The organism is Streptomyces sp. NRRL F-5727 (genome assembly GCF_000719555.1).
In the GTDB taxonomy this organism is placed as follows: domain Bacteria; phylum Actinomycetota; class Actinomycetes; order Streptomycetales; family Streptomycetaceae; genus Streptomyces.
Window position 1 is genome coordinate 114339 of the sequence record NZ_JOGX01000008.1, and the last position, 19266, is coordinate 133604.

The 19266-nt window shown below is 73.9% G+C and carries 16 protein-coding genes; 10 read left to right on the forward strand and 6 right to left on the reverse strand.

Annotation, left to right across the window (positions count from 1 at the left end; all coding sequences use genetic code 11):
* Positions 1-2 precede the first annotated feature (2 nt).
* Together IF73_RS0108955 and IF73_RS0108960 are read left to right on the forward strand one after the other, a co-directional pair.
* Entirely contained in the window at positions 3-1016 is a 1014-nt protein-coding gene (locus tag IF73_RS0108955; RefSeq protein WP_051716635.1) for a TIGR04222 domain-containing membrane protein, read from the forward strand.
* 45 nt (positions 1017-1061) lie between these two features.
* A complete protein-coding gene (locus IF73_RS0108960) occupies positions 1062-1781 on the forward strand; it encodes a TIGR04222 domain-containing membrane protein (protein WP_031005345.1) in 720 nt (239 codons plus the stop codon).
* A 163-nt stretch (positions 1782-1944) separates the two neighbouring features.
* On the opposite strand, the gene hemQ is transcribed toward IF73_RS0108960, so the two are convergent.
* Positions 1945-2658, reverse strand: a complete 714-nt coding sequence (gene hemQ / locus IF73_RS0108965; RefSeq protein ID WP_031005351.1) for a hydrogen peroxide-dependent heme synthase — start codon at positions 2656-2658, stop codon at positions 1945-1947.
* Between the two features lie 17 nt (positions 2659-2675).
* A complete protein-coding gene (gene hemG / locus IF73_RS0108970) occupies positions 2676-4148 on the reverse strand; it encodes a protoporphyrinogen oxidase (RefSeq protein ID WP_031005353.1) in 1473 nt (490 codons plus the stop codon).
* 136 nt (positions 4149-4284) lie between these two features.
* Here hemG and IF73_RS0108975 point away from each other — a divergent pair, with 136 nt between their 5' ends.
* The 3 genes from IF73_RS0108975 to IF73_RS0108985 all read left to right on the forward strand — a co-directional run bounded on the left by IF73_RS0108975 (position 4285) and on the right by IF73_RS0108985 (position 7338).
* Entirely contained in the window at positions 4285-5391 is a 1107-nt protein-coding gene (locus IF73_RS0108975) for a DUF4349 domain-containing protein (protein WP_031005355.1), read from the forward strand.
* Between the two features lie 9 nt (positions 5392-5400).
* The gene (locus IF73_RS0108980; RefSeq protein ID WP_031005357.1) at positions 5401-6774 is read left to right on the forward strand and encodes an FAD-dependent oxidoreductase; all 1374 of its coding nucleotides are present in this window, start codon (positions 5401-5403) and stop codon (positions 6772-6774) included.
* A 66-nt stretch (positions 6775-6840) separates the two neighbouring features.
* The gene (locus tag IF73_RS0108985) at positions 6841-7338 is read left to right on the forward strand and encodes a hypothetical protein (RefSeq protein WP_031005358.1); all 498 of its coding nucleotides are present in this window, start codon (positions 6841-6843) and stop codon (positions 7336-7338) included.
* A gap of 34 nt (positions 7339-7372) precedes the next feature.
* Here the strand turns inward: IF73_RS0108985 and hemE are convergent, their stop codons facing one another.
* The gene (hemE, locus tag IF73_RS0108990) at positions 7373-8449 is read right to left on the reverse strand and encodes a uroporphyrinogen decarboxylase (RefSeq protein WP_031005359.1); all 1077 of its coding nucleotides are present in this window, start codon (positions 8447-8449) and stop codon (positions 7373-7375) included.
* A 90-nt stretch (positions 8450-8539) separates the two neighbouring features.
* Between hemE and IF73_RS0108995 the strand changes: the two genes are divergently transcribed.
* From IF73_RS0108995 to IF73_RS0109005, 3 genes are all read left to right on the forward strand, one after another.
* Positions 8540-9265, forward strand: coding sequence for a DUF3000 domain-containing protein (locus IF73_RS0108995; protein ID WP_078867991.1), 726 nt, complete (start codon positions 8540-8542; stop codon positions 9263-9265).
* 275 nt (positions 9266-9540) lie between these two features.
* The gene (locus IF73_RS0109000; protein WP_015037008.1) at positions 9541-10206 is read left to right on the forward strand and encodes a response regulator transcription factor; all 666 of its coding nucleotides are present in this window, start codon (positions 9541-9543) and stop codon (positions 10204-10206) included.
* A gap of 81 nt (positions 10207-10287) precedes the next feature.
* A complete protein-coding gene (locus IF73_RS0109005) occupies positions 10288-11571 on the forward strand; it encodes a ribonuclease D (protein WP_031005362.1) in 1284 nt (427 codons plus the stop codon).
* A gap of 67 nt (positions 11572-11638) precedes the next feature.
* On the opposite strand, the gene IF73_RS0109010 is transcribed toward IF73_RS0109005, so the two are convergent.
* Positions 11639-12760 carry an alpha/beta fold hydrolase gene (locus IF73_RS0109010; RefSeq protein WP_031005364.1) on the reverse strand — a complete coding sequence of 374 codons (1122 nt, stop codon included), beginning with the start codon at positions 12758-12760 and terminating at the stop codon, positions 11639-11641.
* Positions 12761-13054: 294 nt separating this feature from the next.
* Here IF73_RS0109010 and IF73_RS0109015 point away from each other — a divergent pair, with 294 nt between their 5' ends.
* Together IF73_RS0109015 and IF73_RS0109020 are read left to right on the forward strand one after the other, a co-directional pair.
* On the forward strand, positions 13055-14269 hold the full coding sequence (locus IF73_RS0109015) for a thiolase family protein (RefSeq protein WP_031005366.1): 1215 nt from the start codon (positions 13055-13057) through the stop codon (positions 14267-14269).
* Positions 14266-16404, forward strand: coding sequence for a 3-hydroxyacyl-CoA dehydrogenase NAD-binding domain-containing protein (locus IF73_RS0109020; RefSeq protein WP_031005368.1), 2139 nt, complete (start codon positions 14266-14268; stop codon positions 16402-16404). The genes IF73_RS0109015 and IF73_RS0109020 overlap by 4 nt, the downstream gene beginning before the upstream one ends.
* A gap of 69 nt (positions 16405-16473) precedes the next feature.
* On the opposite strand, the gene IF73_RS0109025 is transcribed toward IF73_RS0109020, so the two are convergent.
* Complete coding sequence (locus IF73_RS0109025; protein WP_051716631.1) at positions 16474-17559, reverse strand: hypothetical protein; 1086 nt, start codon at positions 17557-17559, stop codon at positions 16474-16476.
* Positions 17560-17664: 105 nt separating this feature from the next.
* Positions 17665-19143 (reverse strand): amino acid permease, encoded by a 1479-nt coding sequence (locus IF73_RS0109030; protein ID WP_037878647.1) that lies wholly within the window; start codon positions 19141-19143, stop codon positions 17665-17667.
* Between the last annotated feature and the right edge of the window lie 123 nt (positions 19144-19266).

Sequence of the window (19266 nt, forward strand, 5' to 3'; positions counted from 1 at the left end):
TCATGGACCTGCTCCTCCTGGCGCTCCACCTCGCCGCCGCAGCCGTGCTCGTCCGGCTGTTCGTGCTGGCCCGCCACATCCGGGGCGGGGGCGGCGGACCGCTCCACGACGTCTACGAGGCCGCGTTCCTCGGCGGCGGCCCCGGCCGGGTCGCCGACACGGCGCTCGCCGCCATGCACCTGGACGGCCGGATCGTCATCGGCGGCCCCGGGGTCGTCGCGGTCGTCCACCGGATCGCCCACGACCCGGTGGAGCGGGCCGTCCTCGACACCCACGCGGCCGCCCCGAGCGGCTCGCTGCGCGGGCTGCGCCTCGGGGTGATGACCCACCCGGCGGTGCAGGAGATCGGGGACGCGCTCGCCGGGCGGGGACTGGTGACCCTGCCGGGCCCCCGCCGCGCCCTGCGGCGCTGGTGCGTCGGTCTCGTCGTGGGCGCCGTCCTGCTGTTCCCGGTCGGCATCGCGGCCACCGTCGTCGAGTTCGCGGTGGACGGGCCCACCGTGCCGTTCGTCGTGAAGCTCCTGCCGCTCTTCTTCGTCTGCCTCGTCACCGCCCTGGTCTGCGGCACCACCTACACCCGGCAGGTCAGCACGGCGGGGCTCGCCGCGCTCGCCGCCTACCGGAGCGCGTACGGCTACGGCGGCGTCAACACCGTCGCCCTCGGCGGGATCCGGGCGCTGCCCGACCGCGACCTGGGGGAGCGGCTGCGGGACGCGGCCCGGCCCGACGGTTCGTTCCGCGGCGGCCGGAGCCGTACCGGGTCGTCGTCGCACCACTCCGACACCACCGCCGCCGCGGCCGTCGTCCTGTGGTGCGCGGGGGCGGCCACCGGCGGCGGGGACGGCTGGGGCTCGGACTCCGGGTCGGGCGGCTCGTCCTGCTCGTCCTCGTCCTGCGGGTCCTCCTCGTCGTGCGGCTCGTCCTCGTCCTCCTGCGGCTCGTCGTCGTCCTCGTGCGGTTCCTCGTCGTCCTCGTGCGGCGGAGGCGGCTCCTCCTGCGGAGGGGGCGGCGGCTGAGCCGTTCGGGTGGCGGGACCGGCGGTCCTGCCGTACAACTCGATCATGGTCTGGATCCCGCTGCTCCTCGTCACGTGCGTCGTGACCGCCGTCGCCTGCGCCCGGCTCTGCCGGGCCGCGGTCGCCGCCGGCGGGCCCGGCGCCCTGGCGGCCGGGGAGGGCGAACTCACCCTGGGCGAGGCCGCGTTCCTCGCCGGCGGGCCGGGCCGGGTCACCGATCTGACACTGGTCTCGATGCACCGGGCGCGGCGGCTGCTGCTCGCGCACACCGGCTGGGCCACGGTCGTCGAGGGCTCCGGCGGCGGGGACGAGCTGGAGCGGGCGGTGCTCGGCGCGATCGGGCCGGACGGCCAGGCGCCGGTGCCGCGGCTGCGCCCCGCGGTCGCCGCCGCCGCGTGCGTACGCCGGATCGAGGACGGGCTCGTGGAGCGGGGGCTCGCGGTGCCGGGGGCGGGCCGGCGGGAGGTCGCGGCCGGGCTGCGGGCGGTGCGCGGGTCCTGGTGGCTGGCGCTGGCGCTCGGGGCGGTGTCCGTGCCGCTGGCGGCGGAGGCCGAGCGGGCCGCGGCACTCGCCGGGTTCGCGCTGCCGCTGACGGCCTCGGGGCTCTGCTGGGCGATCGGCGGGCATCCGCGCGGCCGGTGGGCCTCGCACGCCGGTCAGCGGCTGCTCGCCGGGCTGTCGGCGGAGGATCCGCTCACCGCGCTCGCCACCCGGGGGCCGGTGGTGCTCGAACCGGAGCTGCGGGCCGCGCTGGGCGGGCCCTGAGAGGAAGGGACGCCGGTGCGGCGCGCTCGCGCGCGCCGCACCCGGTGCCGGACCCGGTGTCGCTGGAGCGGCCGGCCATGGCGTGGCGGCCGTCTGATCTTCCGGGTCGAGGGGCGGACGCCCCGGCTGGGAGCCGGGGCGCCGCCAGGTCGTGGGGCGGCCGTCAGGCCAGGCCCGCCACCAGGTCCGCGACGCTCTTGCGGCGGCCGGTGTAGAAGGGGACCTCCTCGCGGACGTGCATCCGCGCCTCGGAGGCGCGCAGGTGGCGCATGAGGTCGACGATGCGGTGCAGCTCGTCGGCCTCGAAGGCGAGCAGCCACTCGTAGTCGCCGAGCGAGAAGGAGGCGACCGTGTTGGCCCGGACGTCCGGGAAGCCGCGGGCCATCTTGCCGTGGTCGGCGAGCATCCGGCGGCGGTCCTCGTCCGGCAGCAGGTACCAGTCGTAGGAGCGGACGAAGGGGTAGACCGAGACGTAGTCGCGCGGGGTCTCGTCGGCGAGGAACGCCGGGATGTGCGACTTGTTGAACTCGGCCGGGCGGTGCAGCGCCATGTTCGACCAGACCGGCTCCAGGGCGCGGCCCAGCCTCGTACGGCGGAAGAGGTTGTACGCCGCCTGGAGCTCGTCGCTCGTCTCGGCGTGCCACCAGATCATGACGTCGGCGTCGGCGCGCAGACCGGAGAGGTCGTACGTGCCGCGGACGGTGATGTCCTTGGCCGCGAGCTGGTCGAACAGCTCCTGGACCTCGTCGGCGTAGCCGGCTCGGTCGGCGGGCAGGACGTCGCGCAGCTTGAAGACGGACCACAGGGTGTAGCGGATGACCTCGTTGAGGTCCTTCGCCTTCTTACCGGCGTTCGGGATCTTTTCGGGCGCACTCATACGCCTATTCTCGCCCGTCACGAGGAGTGCCCCGCACCGGGGTGCCCCGTTTCCGGCGTGGCGATGATCTCGTCCGCGACGGCGTCGGCCGCGCGGTGCGCCGAGGCGACGCAGGCGGGGATGCCGACGCCGTCGTACGCGGCCCCGGCGAGGCGCAGTCCGGGCAGCCCGGCGAGGGCGGTACGGGCCCGGGCGACGCGGTCCAGGTGGCCGACCGGGTACTGGGGCAGGCCGTCGGTCCAGCGGGTGACGGTGGTGGCGACGGGGCGGGCGGCGAGCCCGGTGGCGGCGCCGAGGTCCTTGAGGGAGGCGGCGACCAGGTCCTCGTCGTCCCGGTGCAGCCACGCCTCCTCGCCGTGCCGGCCGACGGAGGTGCGGAGCACGAAGAGCTCGGGGGCGGCCTCGCCGACCCAGCGCCACTTCTGGCTGGAGAAGGTGGACGCCTTGATGGTGTGGCCGTCGACGGGCGGCACGAGGAAGCCGGAGCCGGGCAGCTCCGGCAGGTCCGCGCGGCGGAAGGCGAACGTCACCAGGGCCATGGAGGCGTACGCGATCGCGTCGAGGAGCGCGGCCGCCTCGGGGGCGAGGCCGCCGAGGAGGCGGGCGGCGACGGGCGCGGGGGCGGCGAGGACGACGGCGTCCGCGTCGAGGGTCCGCTCCGGGGTGACGACCCGCCAGCCGGCCCCGGCCTGCAGCAGCCCGGTCGCGGGGGTGTCGGTGAGGATCGTGCCGCCGGCGGCGCGGACGGCGTCGGCGACCGCGCCGGGGAGGGTGCCGACGCCGCCGTCGAGGCCGGCGAAGACGGACCCGCCGAGGCCGGTGGCCGCGCCCGCCGCGTCGGCGGGGACGGCGGCGCCGGCGGCCTGGACGGCGCGGACGGCCGCGGTGAGGGTGGGGTGGCGGCGGGCGGCCTCGAAGAGGGCGGGGACGGCGGCCCGCATCGAGATGCGGTAGGCGTCGCCGGCGTAGACGCCGCCGAGGAGCGGTTCGACGAGCCGGTCGACGACCTCGTGACCCATGCGCTCGGCGACGTACGCGCCGATGGCGACGTCGTCGCCCGGCTCGGTGGGCGGCAGCTCCAGGTCCCGGCCGATCCTGCGCAGCGCCTCCGCGGAGAGGAGGCCGGCGACGGCTCCGGCGTCGCCGGGGACGCCCATGACGTGGCCCTTGGGCATCGGGACGAGACGGCCCCGGGACCAGACGGAGGCGGTGGTGGTGCCGGGGGCCCGGAGCCGGTCGCCGAGGCCGACCGCCTCGGCGAGGGCGACGGCCTCGGGGCGGCGGGCGAGCAGCGACTCGGCGCCGAGGTCCACGGGGGCGCCGGCGATCTCCCCGGCGAGGAGCTTGCCGCCCAGCCGGCCGCCGGCCTCCAGGAGGGTGACGCGCGCTCCGGCGGCGAGGAGCCGGCGGGCGGCGGCGAGGCCGGTGATGCCGCCGCCGACGACGACGGCGTGAGGTCCGGCGTGGGGTCCCGAGGTGTCCGCGTTCATGGGACCACTCTCTCAAATCGCCCGCGCCGCCCCGTTCCGAGGCCGGACCGTGACCGCATCGCTACCGGGGAACGCAAACCCGGGGCGGGTCCCGCACGTCCTAGGAGCATCGGTTCCGGCGACCCTGGGGGGCTCGGTGCACATTTCGGACAGGACGACAAGGACGGCACGGCGCGGCAGAGCGGGGGCGGCGCTGCTGCTCGCCGCCTCGCTGGCGCTGACGGCGGGCTGCGGCGCGGGCTCCGCGGACTCGGGCGGTGACGCCAAGGGGTCCGCCGCGCAGGGCGAGCTCGACCACAAGGGGGCGGCGGACGGCACGACGGGCGGCGCCACGGGCGGCGCCACGGGCGGCTCCTCGGGCGCGGAGGCGGACGCGAAGCCGGGCACGGCGAAGCCGGGCGGGTCGCGGGCGCCCGCCGCACAGCACGTGATCCGTACGGCCTCGCTGTCGGTGGAGGTCGAGCGGGTGGCGGAGACCGCCGACCGGGTGCGGGCCGTGGCGACGGCGGCGGGCGGCCGGGTGGAGTCGGAGACGACCGAGCGCGTCGACGACGAGTACGACCACTCCACCATGGTGCTGCGAGTGCCGCAGGACCGGTACGACCGGGTCCTCGCCGAGCTGGCCGGCACCGGGAAGCTGCTGGCCCGCAAGGCGGAGGCGCAGGACGTCACCGACCAGGTGGTGGACGTGGAGAGCCGGATCGCCACCCAGCGGGCGAGCGTGGCCCGGGTGCGGGCGCTGATGGACCGGGCCGAGCGGCTGACCGACGTGGTCACGCTGGAGGGCGAGCTGAGCCGGCGGCAGGCCGATCTGGAGGCGCTGCTCGCCCAGCAGGCGTCCCTGAAGGACCGGACCTCGCTGGCGACGATCACGGTGAGCCTGAGCGAGAAGGCGCGGGTCACCGTCGAGGACGAGCGGACCGACGACAGCCGCCCGGCGGTCGGCGACGCCCTGTCGGGCGGCTGGAACGCGCTGGTCGCCGTGGTCGCCTGGACCCTGGTGGTGCTCGCGGCGCTCGCGCCGTGGCTGGCGGCCGCACTGGCCGCGTACGCGGTCTGGCGCTGGGGCGTCCGCCCGCGCCGCCGGGCCCGTGCCGCCGCCCCGGCACCCCGGCCCGCGCCCGTCCCCGCCGCCGTACCGGGGCAGGCGGCGCGGACGAACGCGGCCGGGCTCCCGCTGCCCGACGAGGCGCCCGACGGACAGCCCGCCGGAGCACCGGACGCGGAGGGCTCCGCGCCGTAGCGTGGGCGCATGAGCGAACGACTGGTGGTCATCGGGGGCGACGCGGCGGGCATGTCCGCCGCGTCGCAGGCGCGCAGGCTCAAGGGGCCGGACGAGCTGGAGATCACGGCCTTCGAGCGGGGCCGGTTCTCCTCGTACTCGGCCTGCGGCATCCCGTACTGGGTGGGCGGGGACGTGACCGGGCGCGGGGAGCTGATCGCCCGCTCCCCCGAGGAACACCGGGCGCGCGGGATCGACCTGCGGACCCGGACCGAGGTGACGGAGATCGACCTCGCCGGACAGCGGGTTCTGGCCAGGGACCTGGCGGCCGGTACGGAGGCGTGGACGGGCTTCGACAAGCTGGTGATCGCGACCGGGGCGCGCCCGGCCCGGCCGGCGGTGCCGGGGATCGACGCGGCCGGCGTGCACGGGGTGCAGACCCTGGAGGACGGGCAGGCGCTGCTGGACTCGCTCGCCGGGACGGCGGGGCGGCGGGCGGTGGTCGTCGGCGCCGGGTACATCGGCGTGGAGATGGCCGAGGCGCTGCTGAACCGGGGCTACGAGGTGACGGTCCTCAACCGCGGCGAGCAGCCGATGGCGACGCTCGACCCGGACATGGGACGCCTTGTGCACCGGGCGATGGACGGGCTCGGGATCCGTACGGTGGGCTCGTCGCCGGTGACGAAGATCCTCACCGGCGACGACGGCAGGGTCCGGGCGGTGGCGACGGACGCGGACGAGTACCCCGCGGACGTGGTGGTGCTCGGTACCGGCGTGGTGCCGGAGACCTCGCTGGCGGAGGCGGCGGGGCTGCCGCTCGGCGCGCACGGCGGGCTGCTGACCGACCTGGCGATGCGGGTGCGGGGGCACGGGAACGTGTGGGCGGGCGGTGACTGCGTGGAGGTCCTGGACCTGGTGTCGGGGCGGGAGCGGCACGTGCCGCTGGGCACCCACGCCAACAAGCAGGGGCAGGTCATCGGCGCGAACGTGGGCGGCGACTACGCGACCTTCCCGGGGGTGGTGGGGACGGCGGTGTCGAAGGTCTGCGACCTGGAGATCGCCAGGACCGGGCTGCGGGAGAAGGACGCCCGGGAGGTGGGGCTGCGGTTCGTGACGGTGACGGTGGAGTCGACGAGCCGGGCCGGGTACTACCCGGGGGCGGCGCCGATGACGGTGAAGATGCTGGCCGAGCGGCGGACCGGGCGGCTGCTCGGGGTGCAGATCGTGGGCCGGGAGGGGGCGGCGAAGCGGGTGGACGTCGCGGCGGTGGCGCTGACGGCCCGGATGACGGTGGAGCAGATGACCGCGCTCGACCTGGGGTACGCGCCGCCGTTCTCCCCGGTGTGGGACCCGGTGCTGGTGGCGGCCCGGAAGGCGGTGGCGGCCGTTCGGGCGGCCGGATGACCCGAGCGGCAGAGTCACGCGCGGTGACGGGTTGCATGCGATACATCACCGTGCGTGACTCTTCATATGATCAGACATGCCGCGCGTGCGCTCTGCGCCGCCTCCCTCGTCATCGCCCCGCTCGCCCTGACCGCCACGCCCGCCCACGCGGCGACGGTCTGCCGCGTCAACGGCGTCCCCGCCTCGGGCCCGACGGTCAACGGCACCGCCGGGGACGACTTCATCGAGTGCTCCTCGGTGGACCCCGGCCACACCGTGAACGGCCTCGGCGGCCGTGACTACATCGTGCTGACCGGCCCGACCGCCGGCACCGTCACCGGCGGAGCGGGCCGCGACTACATCACCTCGCGGTCGGACGTCGTGGTCAGCGGCGTCATCGCCGGCAACGAGGACTCGGACTACCTCGTCGTCGACGGCCTGCTGGCCTCCGGCGGCGCCGTGCGCGGGAACCTCGGCAACGACTACGTCAAGGTCAACGTCAGCGACGGCACCACCAACGGCGGCGACGGCTTCGACGTCTGCCGGGTGACCACGGGCAACCCGCCGGTCAACTGCGAGTACTGACCCCACCCGGCACCGCCCCGCGGACGGCTCGCGCTCAGCGGGCCGTCCGCGTGTGCACGTACTCGACCAGCCGCGTCAGGGCGTCCGGGTCCATCGACGGCATGACGCCGTGACCCAGGTTGAAGACGTGCCCCTCCAGATCCTTCGCGGCGGCCAGCACCTCGTCGGTCTTGGCCTCGACGACCTCGGTGGCGGCGAAGAGGACGGCCGGGTCGAGGTTGCCCTGGAGCGCCTTGCCGGGGCCGACGCGGCGGGCGGCCTCGTCGAGCGGGACGCGCCAGTCGACGCCGACGACGTCCGCGCCGGCCTCGCCCATGAGGCCGAGGAGCTCGCCGGTGCCGACGCCGAAGTGGATGCGGGGGACGCCGTAGCCGGCGACCGCGTCGAAGACCTTGGCGGAGGCCGGGAGGATCGAGCGGCGGTAGTCGGCGGGGGCGAGGGCGCCGACCCAGGAGTCGAAGAGCTGGATCGCGGAGGCGCCGGCCTCGATCTGCACCCTGAGGAAGGCGGAGGTGATCTCGGCGAGGCGGTCGAGCAGGTCGGCCCAGAGCTGCGGGTCGCCGTACATGAGCGCCTTGGTGTGCTCGTGGTTGCGGGAGGGGCCGCCCTCGACGAGGTAGCTCGCGAGGGTGAAGGGCGCGCCGGCGAAACCGATCAGCGGGGTGTCGCCGAGCTCCTCGGTGAGCATGCCGATGGCCTCGGTGACGTATCGGACGTCGTCCGGGGTGAGGTCGCGCAGCCGGTCGAGGTCGGCGCGGGTGCGGATCGGCTCGGCGACGACGGGGCCCACGCCGGGCTTGATGTCGAGGTCGACGCCGATGGCCTTGAGCGGGACGACGATGTCGCTGAAGAAGATGGCGGCGTCGACCTTGTGGCGGCGGACCGGCTGGAGCGTGATCTCCTTGACCAGCTCGGGCCGCATGCAGGACTCCAGCATGGGGATGCCCTCGCGGACCTTCAGGTACTCGGGGAGCGACCGCCCGGCCTGACGCATGAACCAGACGGGGGTGTGGGGCACGGGCTCACGCCGGCACGCCTTGAGGAACGCGGAGTCGTACGTCCGCGACTGCTGCTTCGTCTGCTGGCCCGTCGGGCTGTCCATGGCACTCACGCCCAAATCTTCGCATGTGGCCGGAAGCCGCTCGTGCCGGGCGGGTGTCCCTCCCCGCATGGCGGCCCCGTTCCGCCTACTCTTCCCCGCATGGCTGCGGCTCAGGGACATTTCTCCGATCATTCCGACGGCATTCGAGGGACGGGCGACAAGGCGGACAGTACGGCGGGGACCCCGGTGCCGACGGCGTTCCGGAGGGCGGTGGACGCCCTCCGGACGGCGCGGCTGCGGTCCGAGATGGAGATCGAGGCGACCCGCCCGCCGCAGCGGCTCGCGCCGTACGCGTACGCGGTGGAGGCGGCGGTCGTCGACGGCGAGGAGGACCTCGCGGACGGGCGCCTGGTGCTGCTGCACGACCCGGCGGGCCACGAGGCGTGGAAGGGCACCTTCCGGCTGGTGACGCTGGTGCGGGCGGAGCTGGAGCCGGAGATGGCGGCGGACCCGCTGCTGCCGGAGGTGTGCTGGTCCTGGCTGACCGGGGCGCTGGAGGCGCGCGGTCTCGCGTACGGGGAGGCGAGCGGGACCGTGACCATGGCGGGCTCGCACTACTTCGGGGGGCTCGCGGAGCGCCGGCCGGCCACCCAGATCGAGATCCGGGCGTCCTGGACGCCCCGGGAAGGGCTCGGCGGGGTGCCGGACACCGCGGCGCACCTGGCGGCCTGGTCGGACCTGCTCTGCCAGATCGCGGGCCTGCCGCCGGCCCCGGCCGATCCGCCGGGGGCGACCGGCCCGACGGGGGCGACGGGTCCGGCGGGGACGGTGTCGGGGGCGGGGGTCGTCTCGCTGCCCCAGCGGCGCGGACCGCAGGGCGCCTGACCCCGCGGTCCGGACCGGGTGTGCGAGGGGCCCTTCGGGGCCCCTTCTCGCGTTCGTACAGGGGTCCCCCGTGGGGGTGAGGGAACGGGGGCCGCTCGTAGGATGATCGATCGCGCGTCCGAATTGCCCCAATTGTTACTCACTAAATCGTGATCTTTCCCTAAAGGCGGGCGGCCCTGCTGCCGAAGGAGTCATTGACCCCTTCAGAGCACGGGTTCGCCCCCGGCTTCTTCCCCGAGCCGGCTCCGTCCCGCACCTTCCCCCCAGGAGGCCGAGTGTCCGTTCTGCTCGAGCAGCCCGCTAGCCTGGTCGCCTACCGCCCGAACAAGCCGACGGCCATGGTCGTCGTGGCCGACCCGCGCGTCCGCTCCACCGTCACCCGCCACCTGTGGGCGCTCGGCGTACGCGACGTGATCGAGGCGTCGTCCATCGCGGAGGCCCGTCCCCGCGTCGGCAACCCGCGCGACATCTGCGTGGCCGACGTCCACCTTCCCGACGGCAGCGGCCTCACCCTGCTGTCCGAGACCCGCGCCGCCGGCTGGCCCAACGGCCTCGCCCTCTCGGCCGCCGACGACATCGGCGCGGTGCGCAACGCCCTCGCCGGCGGCGTGAAGGGTTACGTCGTCACCGGCACGCGGACCAATATCGGCCACCCGACGCGCCCCGGCGCCGCGCCCATCGGCGCCGCGGCCGCCCGGCTCGGCCACCGCCGCCCCCCGGGTGCCCCGAGCCACCCGGGCGGCTACCGCGAGCTCTCCGGCCGCGAGGTGGAGGTCCTCCGCCTGGTCGCCGAGGGCCAGTCCAACAAGGCCATCGGCGTCTCCATGGGACTCTCCGCGCTCACCGTGAAGAGCCACCTCGCCCGGATCGCCCGCAAGCTGGGCACCGGCGACCGGGCCGGCATGGTCGCCGTGGCCCTGCGGACCGGGATCATCCACTGACACGGCGGTGACGGAAACGCGGCGCCTGCCGACGGAACGTTCCGTCGGCAGGCGCTTGCCGTCGGCGGATACCCTTGACAGGTGACCGACGCCCAAGAGACCGCAGCAGACACCGCACTGCGCACCACCGGGGGCGGCCCCCCGGACGAAAACGTCCCTGCGAATGGGCTTCCGATCCCGTTGCTGGAGCCCCGTGAGGGCATCCCGCCGGTCGTCGCGAGCGAGCAGGCCCTCGCCGAGGTGATCGCCGCCTTCGCCGCCGGGCGCGGGCCCGTCGCCGTCGACGCCGAGCGCGCCTCCGGCTACCGCTACGGCCAGCGCGCCTACCTCGTCCAGCTCCGCCGCGAGGGCGCGGGCACCGCACTGATCGACCCGGTCGGCTGCCCCGACCTCTCCGGCCTCGGAGCGGCCCTCGACGGCACCGAGTGGATCCTGCACGCGGCCACCCAGGACCTGCCCTGCCTCCGCGACATAGGCATGCGCCCCTCCTCGCTCTTCGACACCGAGCTGGCCGGCCGGCTCGCCGGCTTCCCCCGGGTCGGCCTCGGCGCGATGGTCGAGTCCGTCCTCGGCTACGCCCTGGAGAAGGGCCACTCGGCGGTCGACTGGTCCACCCGCCCCCTCCCCGAGCCCTGGCTGCGCTATGCGGCCCTGGACGTCGAGCTCCTGGTCGACCTGCGCGACGCGCTGGAGAAGGAGCTGGACCGGCAGGGGAAGCTGGAGTGGGCCCGCGAGGAGTTCGACGCCATCGCCGCCGCCCCGCCCGCCCCGCCGCGCAAGGACCCCTGGCGCCGTACCTCCGGCATGCACAAGGTGCGCCGCCGCCGCCAGATGGCGGTGGTCCGCGAACTGTGGACGGCCCGCGACCGGGTCGCCCAGCGGCGTGACGTCTCCCCCGGCAAGGTGCTCAGCGACGCGGCGATCGTCGAGGCGGCGCTCGCCGTCCCGGTGAACGTCGCCGCGCTCACCGCCCTGCCCGGTTTCGGCCACCGGATGGGCCGGCGCCAGCTGGAGCAGTGGCAGGCCGCCGTGGACCGCGCCCGCGCCCTCCCCGAGAACGAGCTGCCGCAGCCCGGCGCCCAGGTGGCCGGGCCGCCCCCGCCGCGCGCGTGGGCCGACAAGGACCCGGCGGCCGCCGCCCGCCTCTCGGCCGCCCGGGCCGGCGTCACGGCCCTCGCCGAGGAGCTGAACCTCCCGCAGGAGAACCTGATCACCCCGGACACCGTCCGCCGCATCTGCTGGGAGCCTCCGGCCCCGCCCACCCCGGACACGGTCGCCGCCGCCCTCACCACCCACGGCGCCCGGCCCTGGCAGGTCGAACTGGTGACGCCGCTCCTGGTGACGGCGCTGTCGGCGGGCGCGTAGCCCTGCCGGAAGAGCCCCCGGCGCCCGGGACGGCGCCGGGGGCTCTCCCCTCTCCCGCGGCCGGTCCCTACGGGGCCGGGCTGAGGATGCCGTCGGGGTCCATGTCGAAGACGCCCTGGGTCTTGCCGTCGACCTTGAGGTGGTCGAGCCAGTGCTTCGAGAGGTTGTGCAGGTTCTTGTGCTGCATCTCCCACACCACCGAGTGGCCGGCGCAGGCCAGCTTGACCATGAGCTTGTGGGGGCCCGCGATGGCGTCGTAGAGGTCGGGCACGGAGAAGTTGAGCTCCGGGTCGGGGTTGTGCGGCGAGGTGTTCGCCTGGGTGTCGTTGTCCCCGTACACGATGAGCACCGGCACGCTGCCGCCGAGCACGCCGCCCTTCGCCGCGGTGGTCCTGTTCCAGCCCCACCTGACGAAGTTCCTGATCCGGTTGAACCCGGTGGGCGGCCCCCAGGTGCTGCCGATCGGGTCGCACTTCATGATCGCGTCCCATGCCGCGTCGGCGACGCCGGGTTCGCGCTGGTCGACGCAGTGCACCTCGTTGTCCAGACCCCTGACGAAGCCGGTCTTCCCGCCGATGAACATCGGGAAGCCCGGCTGCGGCAGCGGGGACGGCGGGGTGGAGGAGCCGTCGGGCGGGAAGATCGGGGCCAGCAGGAACAGGCTCTCGACCTTGTCGGGGTGGGCGATCGCGTACGGCCCCATGTGGAAGGCGGCGGCCGACCAGCCGATGAAGGCGAGCTTCGAGGCCCCGCTCTCCTCCAGGACGAACTTCACGACGGTGTCCAGCTCGTGCCGGTCGCTGTCCGAGTTGGTCAGCTGGTACGGGTAGCTCGGTGGGCCGGGCGTGAATCCCGGCGGCCGCGGGGTCAGCAGCTGCTGCTGGGCCGGGTTGACGTTGTGCGGGTCGTCCATCTTCGGGCGCGGCGACAGACCGGACCCCTGGAGGTCCATCAGGAAGACGTCGTAGCCGGCCTTCGCCAGCGCCTCGGCCCAGCTGTACGTCTTGTACTGGAGGTCGCAGCCCGCGAGCACCGGGACGCTCCGGCCGTGGAGCATCAGGACCGGCTTGCGCGGCTGCCCCGGGGGCGTGCCGTTCCGCTCCCGCACGAACAGCTTGACGACCTCGTCCTTGTTCGCCGGGACGCTGGATGTGTGGGTGACCTTGTGATCGGTGGTGACGACGGGCATGGGGGTCCCTTCTGTGTGGGTGGCGCCGGGGCGTTCGCGCCGCGGCCCCGGCCAGCCTCCGTTCGCCCCGGAGGCCGCGCCACGGCACGGCTTCCCGTCTGGGCCCATCGGGTTGTGGAACCCTCCGATCGGACGGGCGCGCGCAGGGGGCGCGCGCCCTGCCCGGATGTGACCTTCACCGCTTGCCCCTCAGGGGGTGGGCAGCTTGGTTACCCACAAGTAGCATGGGGGAAGCAAGCGCACGCTTAGTGGTGCGCCGCAGCAGTGCCGTCCCGCACCTGGAGGAGAGCCATCGTGCCTCGTACCGTCAGGGACGTCGTCTTCGTCGACGGCGTCCGCACCCCGTTCGGCAAGGCGGGCCCGAAGGGCATCTACCACGAGACCCGCGCCGACGACCTCGTCGTGAAGGCCATCCGGGAGCTGCTGCGCCGCAACCCGGCCCTCGACCCGGCGAAGATCGACGAGGTCGCGATCGCCGCGACCACCCAGATCGGCGACCAGGGCCTCACCCTCGGCCGTACCGCCGGCATCCTCGCCGGGCTGCCGCAGTCCGTGCCGGGCTACTCCATCGACCGCATGTGCGCCGGTGCGCTGACCGCCGTGACCTCGGTCGCCGGTTCGATCGCCTTCGGCGCGTACGACGCCGTCATCGCCGGTGGCGTCGAGCACATGGGCCGTCACCCCATGGGCGAGGGCGTCGACCCGAACCCGCGGTTCGTCAGCGAGAAGCTGGTCGACGAGTCCGCCCTCTTCATGGGCATGACCGCCGAGAACCTGCACGACCGCTACCCGCACATCACCAAGCAGCGCGCCGACGAGTACGCCGTGCGCTCGCAGGAGAAGGCCGCCAAGGCGTACGCCGACGGCAAGATCCAGCAGGACCTGGTGCCGATCTCGGTGCGGCGCACCGACGCCGCCGCCGGCGAGACCGGCTGGGGCCTGGTCACCGCCGACGAGCCGATGCGCCCGGGCACCACGCTGGAGTCCCTGGCGGGCCTGAAGACGCCGTTCCGCGTCCACGGCAACGTCACCGCGGGCAACGCGGCCGGCCTGAACGACGGCGCCACCGCCTCGATCATCGCCTCCGAGGAGTTCGCCCGCGAGAACGGCCTCCCGGTCAAGATGCGCCTGGTCTCGTACGCCTTCGCCGGCGTCGAGCCGGAGGTCATGGGCTACGGCCCGATCCCGGCCACCGAGAAGGCCCTGGCCAAGGCCGGTCTGACGATCGACGACATCAACCTGTTCGAGATCAACGAGGCGTTCGCCGTCCAGGTCCTCGCCTTCCTCGACCACTACGGCATCGCCGACGACGACGCGCGCGTCAACCAGTACGGCGGCGCCATCGCGTTCGGTCACCCGCTGGCCTCCTCCGGCGTCCGTCTGATGACGCAGCTGGCCCGCCAGTTCGAGGAGCAGCCCGAGGTCCGCTACGGCCTCACCACCATGTGCGTCGGCTTCGGCATGGGCGCGACGGTCATCTGGGAGAACCCCCACTGGGAGGGCAAGTGAGCACCACCGCCGAGCTTCTGAAGGGCGCCGCCGAGCTCTTCCCCGACGAGGTCGTCACCCAGGCCCACGTGCGCCACTTCGAGCTGCCCTTCGGGGCCGGCCGGTTCGCGCTCATCACCCTGGACAACGGCTTCGACCACACCAAGCCGACCACCTTCGGCCCGCAGTCCCTCGCCAACCTGAACACGGCGATCGACCAGGTCGAGGCCGAGGCCGCCAACGGCGAGATCGTCGCCGTCGGCCTCACCGGCAAGCCGTTCATCTTCGCGGTCGGCGCCGACCTCAAGGGCGTCGAGCTTCTGAAGAAGCACGACGAGGCGCTCGCCATCGGCAAGGGCGGCCACGACGTCTTCAAGCGGCTCTCCGCGCTCGCCGTGCCGACCTTCGCGTACTACAACGGCGCGGCCATGGGCGGCGGCGTCGAGGTCGGTCTGCACTGCACCTACCGCACCGTGTCGAAGGCCCTCCCGGCCTTCTCGCTCCCCGAGGTCTTCCTCGGCCTGGTGCCCGGCTGGGGCGGCTGCGCGATCCTCCCGAACCTGATCGGCGCCGAGAAGGCCGTCCAGGTCATCATCGAGAACTCGCTCAACCAGAACCGCCAGCTCAAGGGCAAGCAGGTCTTCGAGCTCGGCATCGCCGACGCCATCTTCGAGGGCGCCGACTTCCTGGAGCAGTCGCTCGTCTGGACCGCCGGTGTCCTCAACGGCACCGTGACCGTCGAGCGCCCGGAGATCGACCGGGGCGAGGGCTGGGACGCCGCCGTCGCCAAGGGCCGCGCGATCGCCGACTCCAAGGTGCACGGCGCCGCCCCGGCCGCCTACCGCGCCCTCGCGATCATCGAGGCCGCCAAGGACGGCGACCTCCAGAAGGGCTTCGACGCCGAGGACCAGGCCCTCGCGGACCTGATCATGGGCGGCGAGCTCCGCTCCGGCATCTACGCCTTCAACCTGGTGCAGAAGCGCGGCAAGCGCCCCGCCGGCGCCCCGGACAAGTCCCTGGCCCGCCCGGTCACCAAGGTCGGCGTCGTCGGCGCCGGTCTGATGGCCTCCCAGCTGGCCCTGCTCTTCCTGCGCCGCCTGGAGGTGCCGGTCGTCCTGACCGACATCGACCAGGAGCGCGTGGACAAGGGCGTCGGCTACGTCCACGGCGAGATCGAGAAGCTGCTCGGCAAGGGCCGCATCAACCAGGACAAGGCCAACCGTCTCAAGGGCCTGGTCTCCGGTGTCCTCGACAAGGCCGAGGGCTTCGCGGACGCGGACTTCATCATCGAGGCCGTGTTCGAGGAGATGTCCGTCAAGCAGAAGGTGTTCGCGGAGGTCGAGGCGGTCGCCCCGGCGCACGCGATCCTCGCCACCAACACCTCCTCGCTGTCGGTCTCCGAGATGGCGTCCAAGCTCCAGCACCCGGAGCGCGTGGTCGGCTTCCACTTCTTCAACCCGGTCGCCGTCCTGCCGCTCCTGGAGATCGTCAAGGGCGAGCAGACCGACGACGCCTCCCTCGCCACCGCCTTCGGCGTGGCGAAGAAGCTGAAGAAGACCGCGGTCCTCACCAAGGACGCCCCGGCGTTCGTCGTGAACCGCATCCTGACCCGCTTCATGGGCGAGATCCAGAACGTCATCGACGAGGGCACCCCGGTCGAGACGGCGGAGAAGGCGGTCGAGCCGCTGGGCCTGCCGATGTCGCCGCTGGTCCTCCTGGAGCTCGTGGGTCCGGCCATCGGCCTGCACGTCTCCGAGACCCTGAACCGCGCCTTCCCGGAGCGCTTCACCGTCTCCCCCAACCTGAAGGCGGTCGTCGAGGCCGGCAAGCGCGGCTTCTACGTCTACAAGCCGGAGAACGGCTTCAAGCCGGAACTCGACCCCGAGGTCGCCGCGCTGCTCAAGCAGGGCGACACCGTCCTCACCGAGCAGCAGGTCCGCGACCGCGTCCTCGACGCGGTGGCGCAGGAGATCGGCCTCATGCTGGAGGAGGGTGTCGTCGCCGAGGCGCAGGACATCGACCTCTGCCTGATCACCGGTGCCGGCTGGCCCTTCCACCTGGGCGGCATCACGCCGTACCTGGACCGCGAGGGCGTCTCCGAGCGCGTCAACGGCAAGCGTTTCCTGGCGCAGGGCGTGGCGAGCGTCCCCGCGTAACACCCGGGACCCCATGCGGAAGGGGCCGGTGGCAGTCGCCACCGGCCCCTTCCGTCGTGTCCCGCCGTCCTACAGCCGCGTCCAGGCGGCCAGGGCGAGGCCCGGCTCGGCCTTCTGCCGGGTGACGACCACACCGCCGTCGGCCGCCAGCGCGGCGACCGCCGCCGAGCCCTCGGCGTCGGCCGTCAGGGTCGGCGGGCCGAGCACGGGCGGGCCGGACGGGGTCCAGTGCAGGCCGGTGTCCTCGCGCTCCGTGAGGTACGCCGCCAGGGCCGCGCCGCCCTGGTCGTCGCACTGGGCGAGCAGGGTGCAGTCGTAGCCGTCGATCATGCAGCGGCCGGCGTTCAGCGGGCCGCCGCCGACCGCGTCGGCGAAGGGGGTGGGCTCCAGGCCGCGGCCCGGGGACCAGGCGCAGATCCGGCCCTCGCCGTTCGCGTAGAAGAGCGTGACGTGCCCGGAGTCGCCGGTCACCGCGGCCAGCGTGCCCTGGACGACCGGGGTGGTCAGCAGCGGTTCCAGGACCGGGCGGGCGCCCGGCTCCTTCTGCACGTACCGGAGCAGCCCGCGGTCGGTGGCGGTGTACAGCTCGACGAGGCCGTCGCCGTTCACCGCTGCCACCGGGTTCTGGTCGGTGCGGCCGCCCTTCAGGTCCCACCAGGGGTGCCAGCCGCCGGCGTCCTTCTGGACGCGGGCGCTGACGCCGCCGCCGCGGTTGCGGACGAAGACGTGGACGCGGCCCTTGGCGTCCACGGCGACCGCCGGGTTGCCGTACCACTCGGCCTTGCCGTTGGCGTTGCCGATGGACTTCCACTCCACGTTGGGGCGGCCGGTCTGGAACTGGACGCTGTGCACCAGCTCGACGTGGTCCTCACCGGCCTCCGCGCCGGTGTCGGTGGGCCGGAGGCCGACCAGGTGCACATAGCGGTCGGGGCCCTGGGCGGCCGCCAGGAAGGGCAGCAGACCGCCGCCGCCGAGCGCCTCGGGACCGGTGAACCGGCCGCCGGCGCCCTCGGTCCAGCGGACCACCTCGCCGTCCCGGGGGACGTACACGCTGAAACGTCCCTCGGCACCCCGGGCCAGCCAGCCGCCGTGCAGGCGGGGGGCGCGCGGGGTGCCGCGGGAGGGGTCGGCGGGGGCCTGGGGTCGGTTCACCATGGGGGGATCCAGCGCTCCGGGTCGAGTGGGGTCGGTTCCCACCGACTGTATCGGCCCGGCCCGGCCGCCTTCCCCGCGCCCGCCGCTCCGTGGCCGGTACCGGGCCTAGTACAGGGCGTCCCGGCCCTCCCGGCCCAACCGGCTGTGCCGGCGCCCGTACAGGAAGTACACGACGATGCCGATCGCCATCCAGACCGCGAAGCGGAACCAGGTCTCGCCGGGCAGGTTGAGCATCAGCCAGAGCGAGGCGGCGATGGAGAGGATCGGCAGCACCGGCACCCACGGGGTGCGGAAGGCGCGGTGCAGGTCGGGGCGGGTGCGGCGGAGGACCATGACGCCGGCGGCGACCATCACGAAGGCGAAGAGGGTGCCGATGTTCACCAGCGTCGCGAGCTCGTTGATGCTGGTGAAGCCGGCCACGATGGCGATGACCACGCCGAGCAGGATGGTCGGGCGGTACGGGGTCTTGAACCGCGGGTGGGTGACCGAGAAGAAGCGGGGCAGCAGCCCGTCGCGGCTCATGGCGAAGAAGACGCGGGTCTGGCCGAGCAGCAGGATCAGACAGACCGTGGTGAGGCCGACGGCGGCGCCGAAGCTGATCACGCCCGCGTAGAAGGGATGGCCGGCGGCCTTGAAGGCGTCGGCGAGCGGGGCGCTGACGGACAGTTCGGTGTAGTGCTGCATGCCGGTGACGACCAGGGCGACCGCCACGTACAGCACGGTGCAGATGAGCAGCGAGCCGAGGATGCCGCGGGGCATGTCGCGCTGCGGCAGCTTGGTCTCCTCGGCGGCGGTGGCGACCACGTCGAAGCCGATGAAGGCGAAGAAGACGATGGAGGCGGCGGTGAAGATGCCCATCACGCCGAAGTTGGTGGGCTCGTAGCCGAAGAGGAGCTGGACCAGCGGGGAGTCCCAGTTCGAGCCGCCGCCCTCCGGGGTCACGGCCGGCGGGATGAACGGCTTGTAGTTGTCGCCGACGATGAAGAACAGGCCGGCGACGATCACGATCATCACGACGGTGACCTTGATCGCCACCACGACGGCGGTGATCCGGGCGGAGAGCTTCATGCCCAGGACGAGGATCACGGTCAGCACCAGGACCAGCAGGAAGGCCAGGATGTCGAAGGTGCCTCCCGGCGCGTCGGGGCCCTCCAGGGCGGCCGGCAGATGCCAGCCGATGTTGTCCATCAGCGAGCGCACGTACCCCGACCAGCCGACCGCCACCACCGCCGTGCCCAGCGCGAACTCCAGCACCAGGTCCCAGCCGATGATCCAGGCCGGCAGCTCGCCGATGGAGGCGTACGCGAAGGTGTACGCCGATCCGGCGACCGGCACCGTCGAGGCGAACTCGGCGTAGCAGAGCGCGGCCAGGGCGCAGACGATGCCGGCCGCGACGAAGGCGAGCGCGGTGGCCGGTCCGGCGTTCTCCTTGGCGACCTTGCCGGTCAGGACGAAGATGCCGGTGCCGATGATGACGCCGACGCCGAAGACCGTGAGGTCCCAGGCGGACAGGGACTTCCGGAGCGCGTGCTCCGGTTCCTCGGTGTCCCGGATGGACTGCTCGACCGACTTGGTCCGGAACATTCCGGTGTTGGCCCGTGGGGGGCGCTGGTCCGTGCTCACCGTCGTAACCTCCGCGTCGTCTGTGACGTCGGGTCTCGTGGCCCCGCGGACGGGAATGGGGGGGCGCTGCCCGCGGTGAAGTCA

Coding starts and splice junctions, on each gene's coding strand:
- IF73_RS0108955 (WP_051716635.1), top strand. CDS start 3: ATGGACCTGCTCCTCCTGGCGCTCCACCTCGCCGCCGCAGCCGTGCTC.
- IF73_RS0108960 (WP_031005345.1), top strand. CDS start 1,062: ATGGTCTGGATCCCGCTGCTCCTCGTCACGTGCGTCGTGACCGCCGTC.
- hemQ (WP_031005351.1), bottom strand. CDS start 2,658: ATGAGTGCGCCCGAAAAGATCCCGAACGCCGGTAAGAAGGCGAAGGAC.
- hemG (WP_031005353.1), bottom strand. CDS start 4,148: ATGAACGCGGACACCTCGGGACCCCACGCCGGACCTCACGCCGTCGTC.
- IF73_RS0108980 (WP_031005357.1), top strand. CDS start 5,401: ATGAGCGAACGACTGGTGGTCATCGGGGGCGACGCGGCGGGCATGTCC.
- IF73_RS0108985 (WP_031005358.1), top strand. CDS start 6,841: ATGATCAGACATGCCGCGCGTGCGCTCTGCGCCGCCTCCCTCGTCATC.
- IF73_RS0108995 (WP_078867991.1), top strand. CDS start 8,540: ATGGCTGCGGCTCAGGGACATTTCTCCGATCATTCCGACGGCATTCGA.
- IF73_RS0109010 (WP_031005364.1), bottom strand. CDS start 12,760: ATGCCCGTCGTCACCACCGATCACAAGGTCACCCACACATCCAGCGTC.
- IF73_RS0109025 (WP_051716631.1), bottom strand. CDS start 17,559: ATGGTGAACCGACCCCAGGCCCCCGCCGACCCCTCCCGCGGCACCCCG.
- IF73_RS0109030 (WP_037878647.1), bottom strand. CDS start 19,143: ATGTTCCGGACCAAGTCGGTCGAGCAGTCCATCCGGGACACCGAGGAA.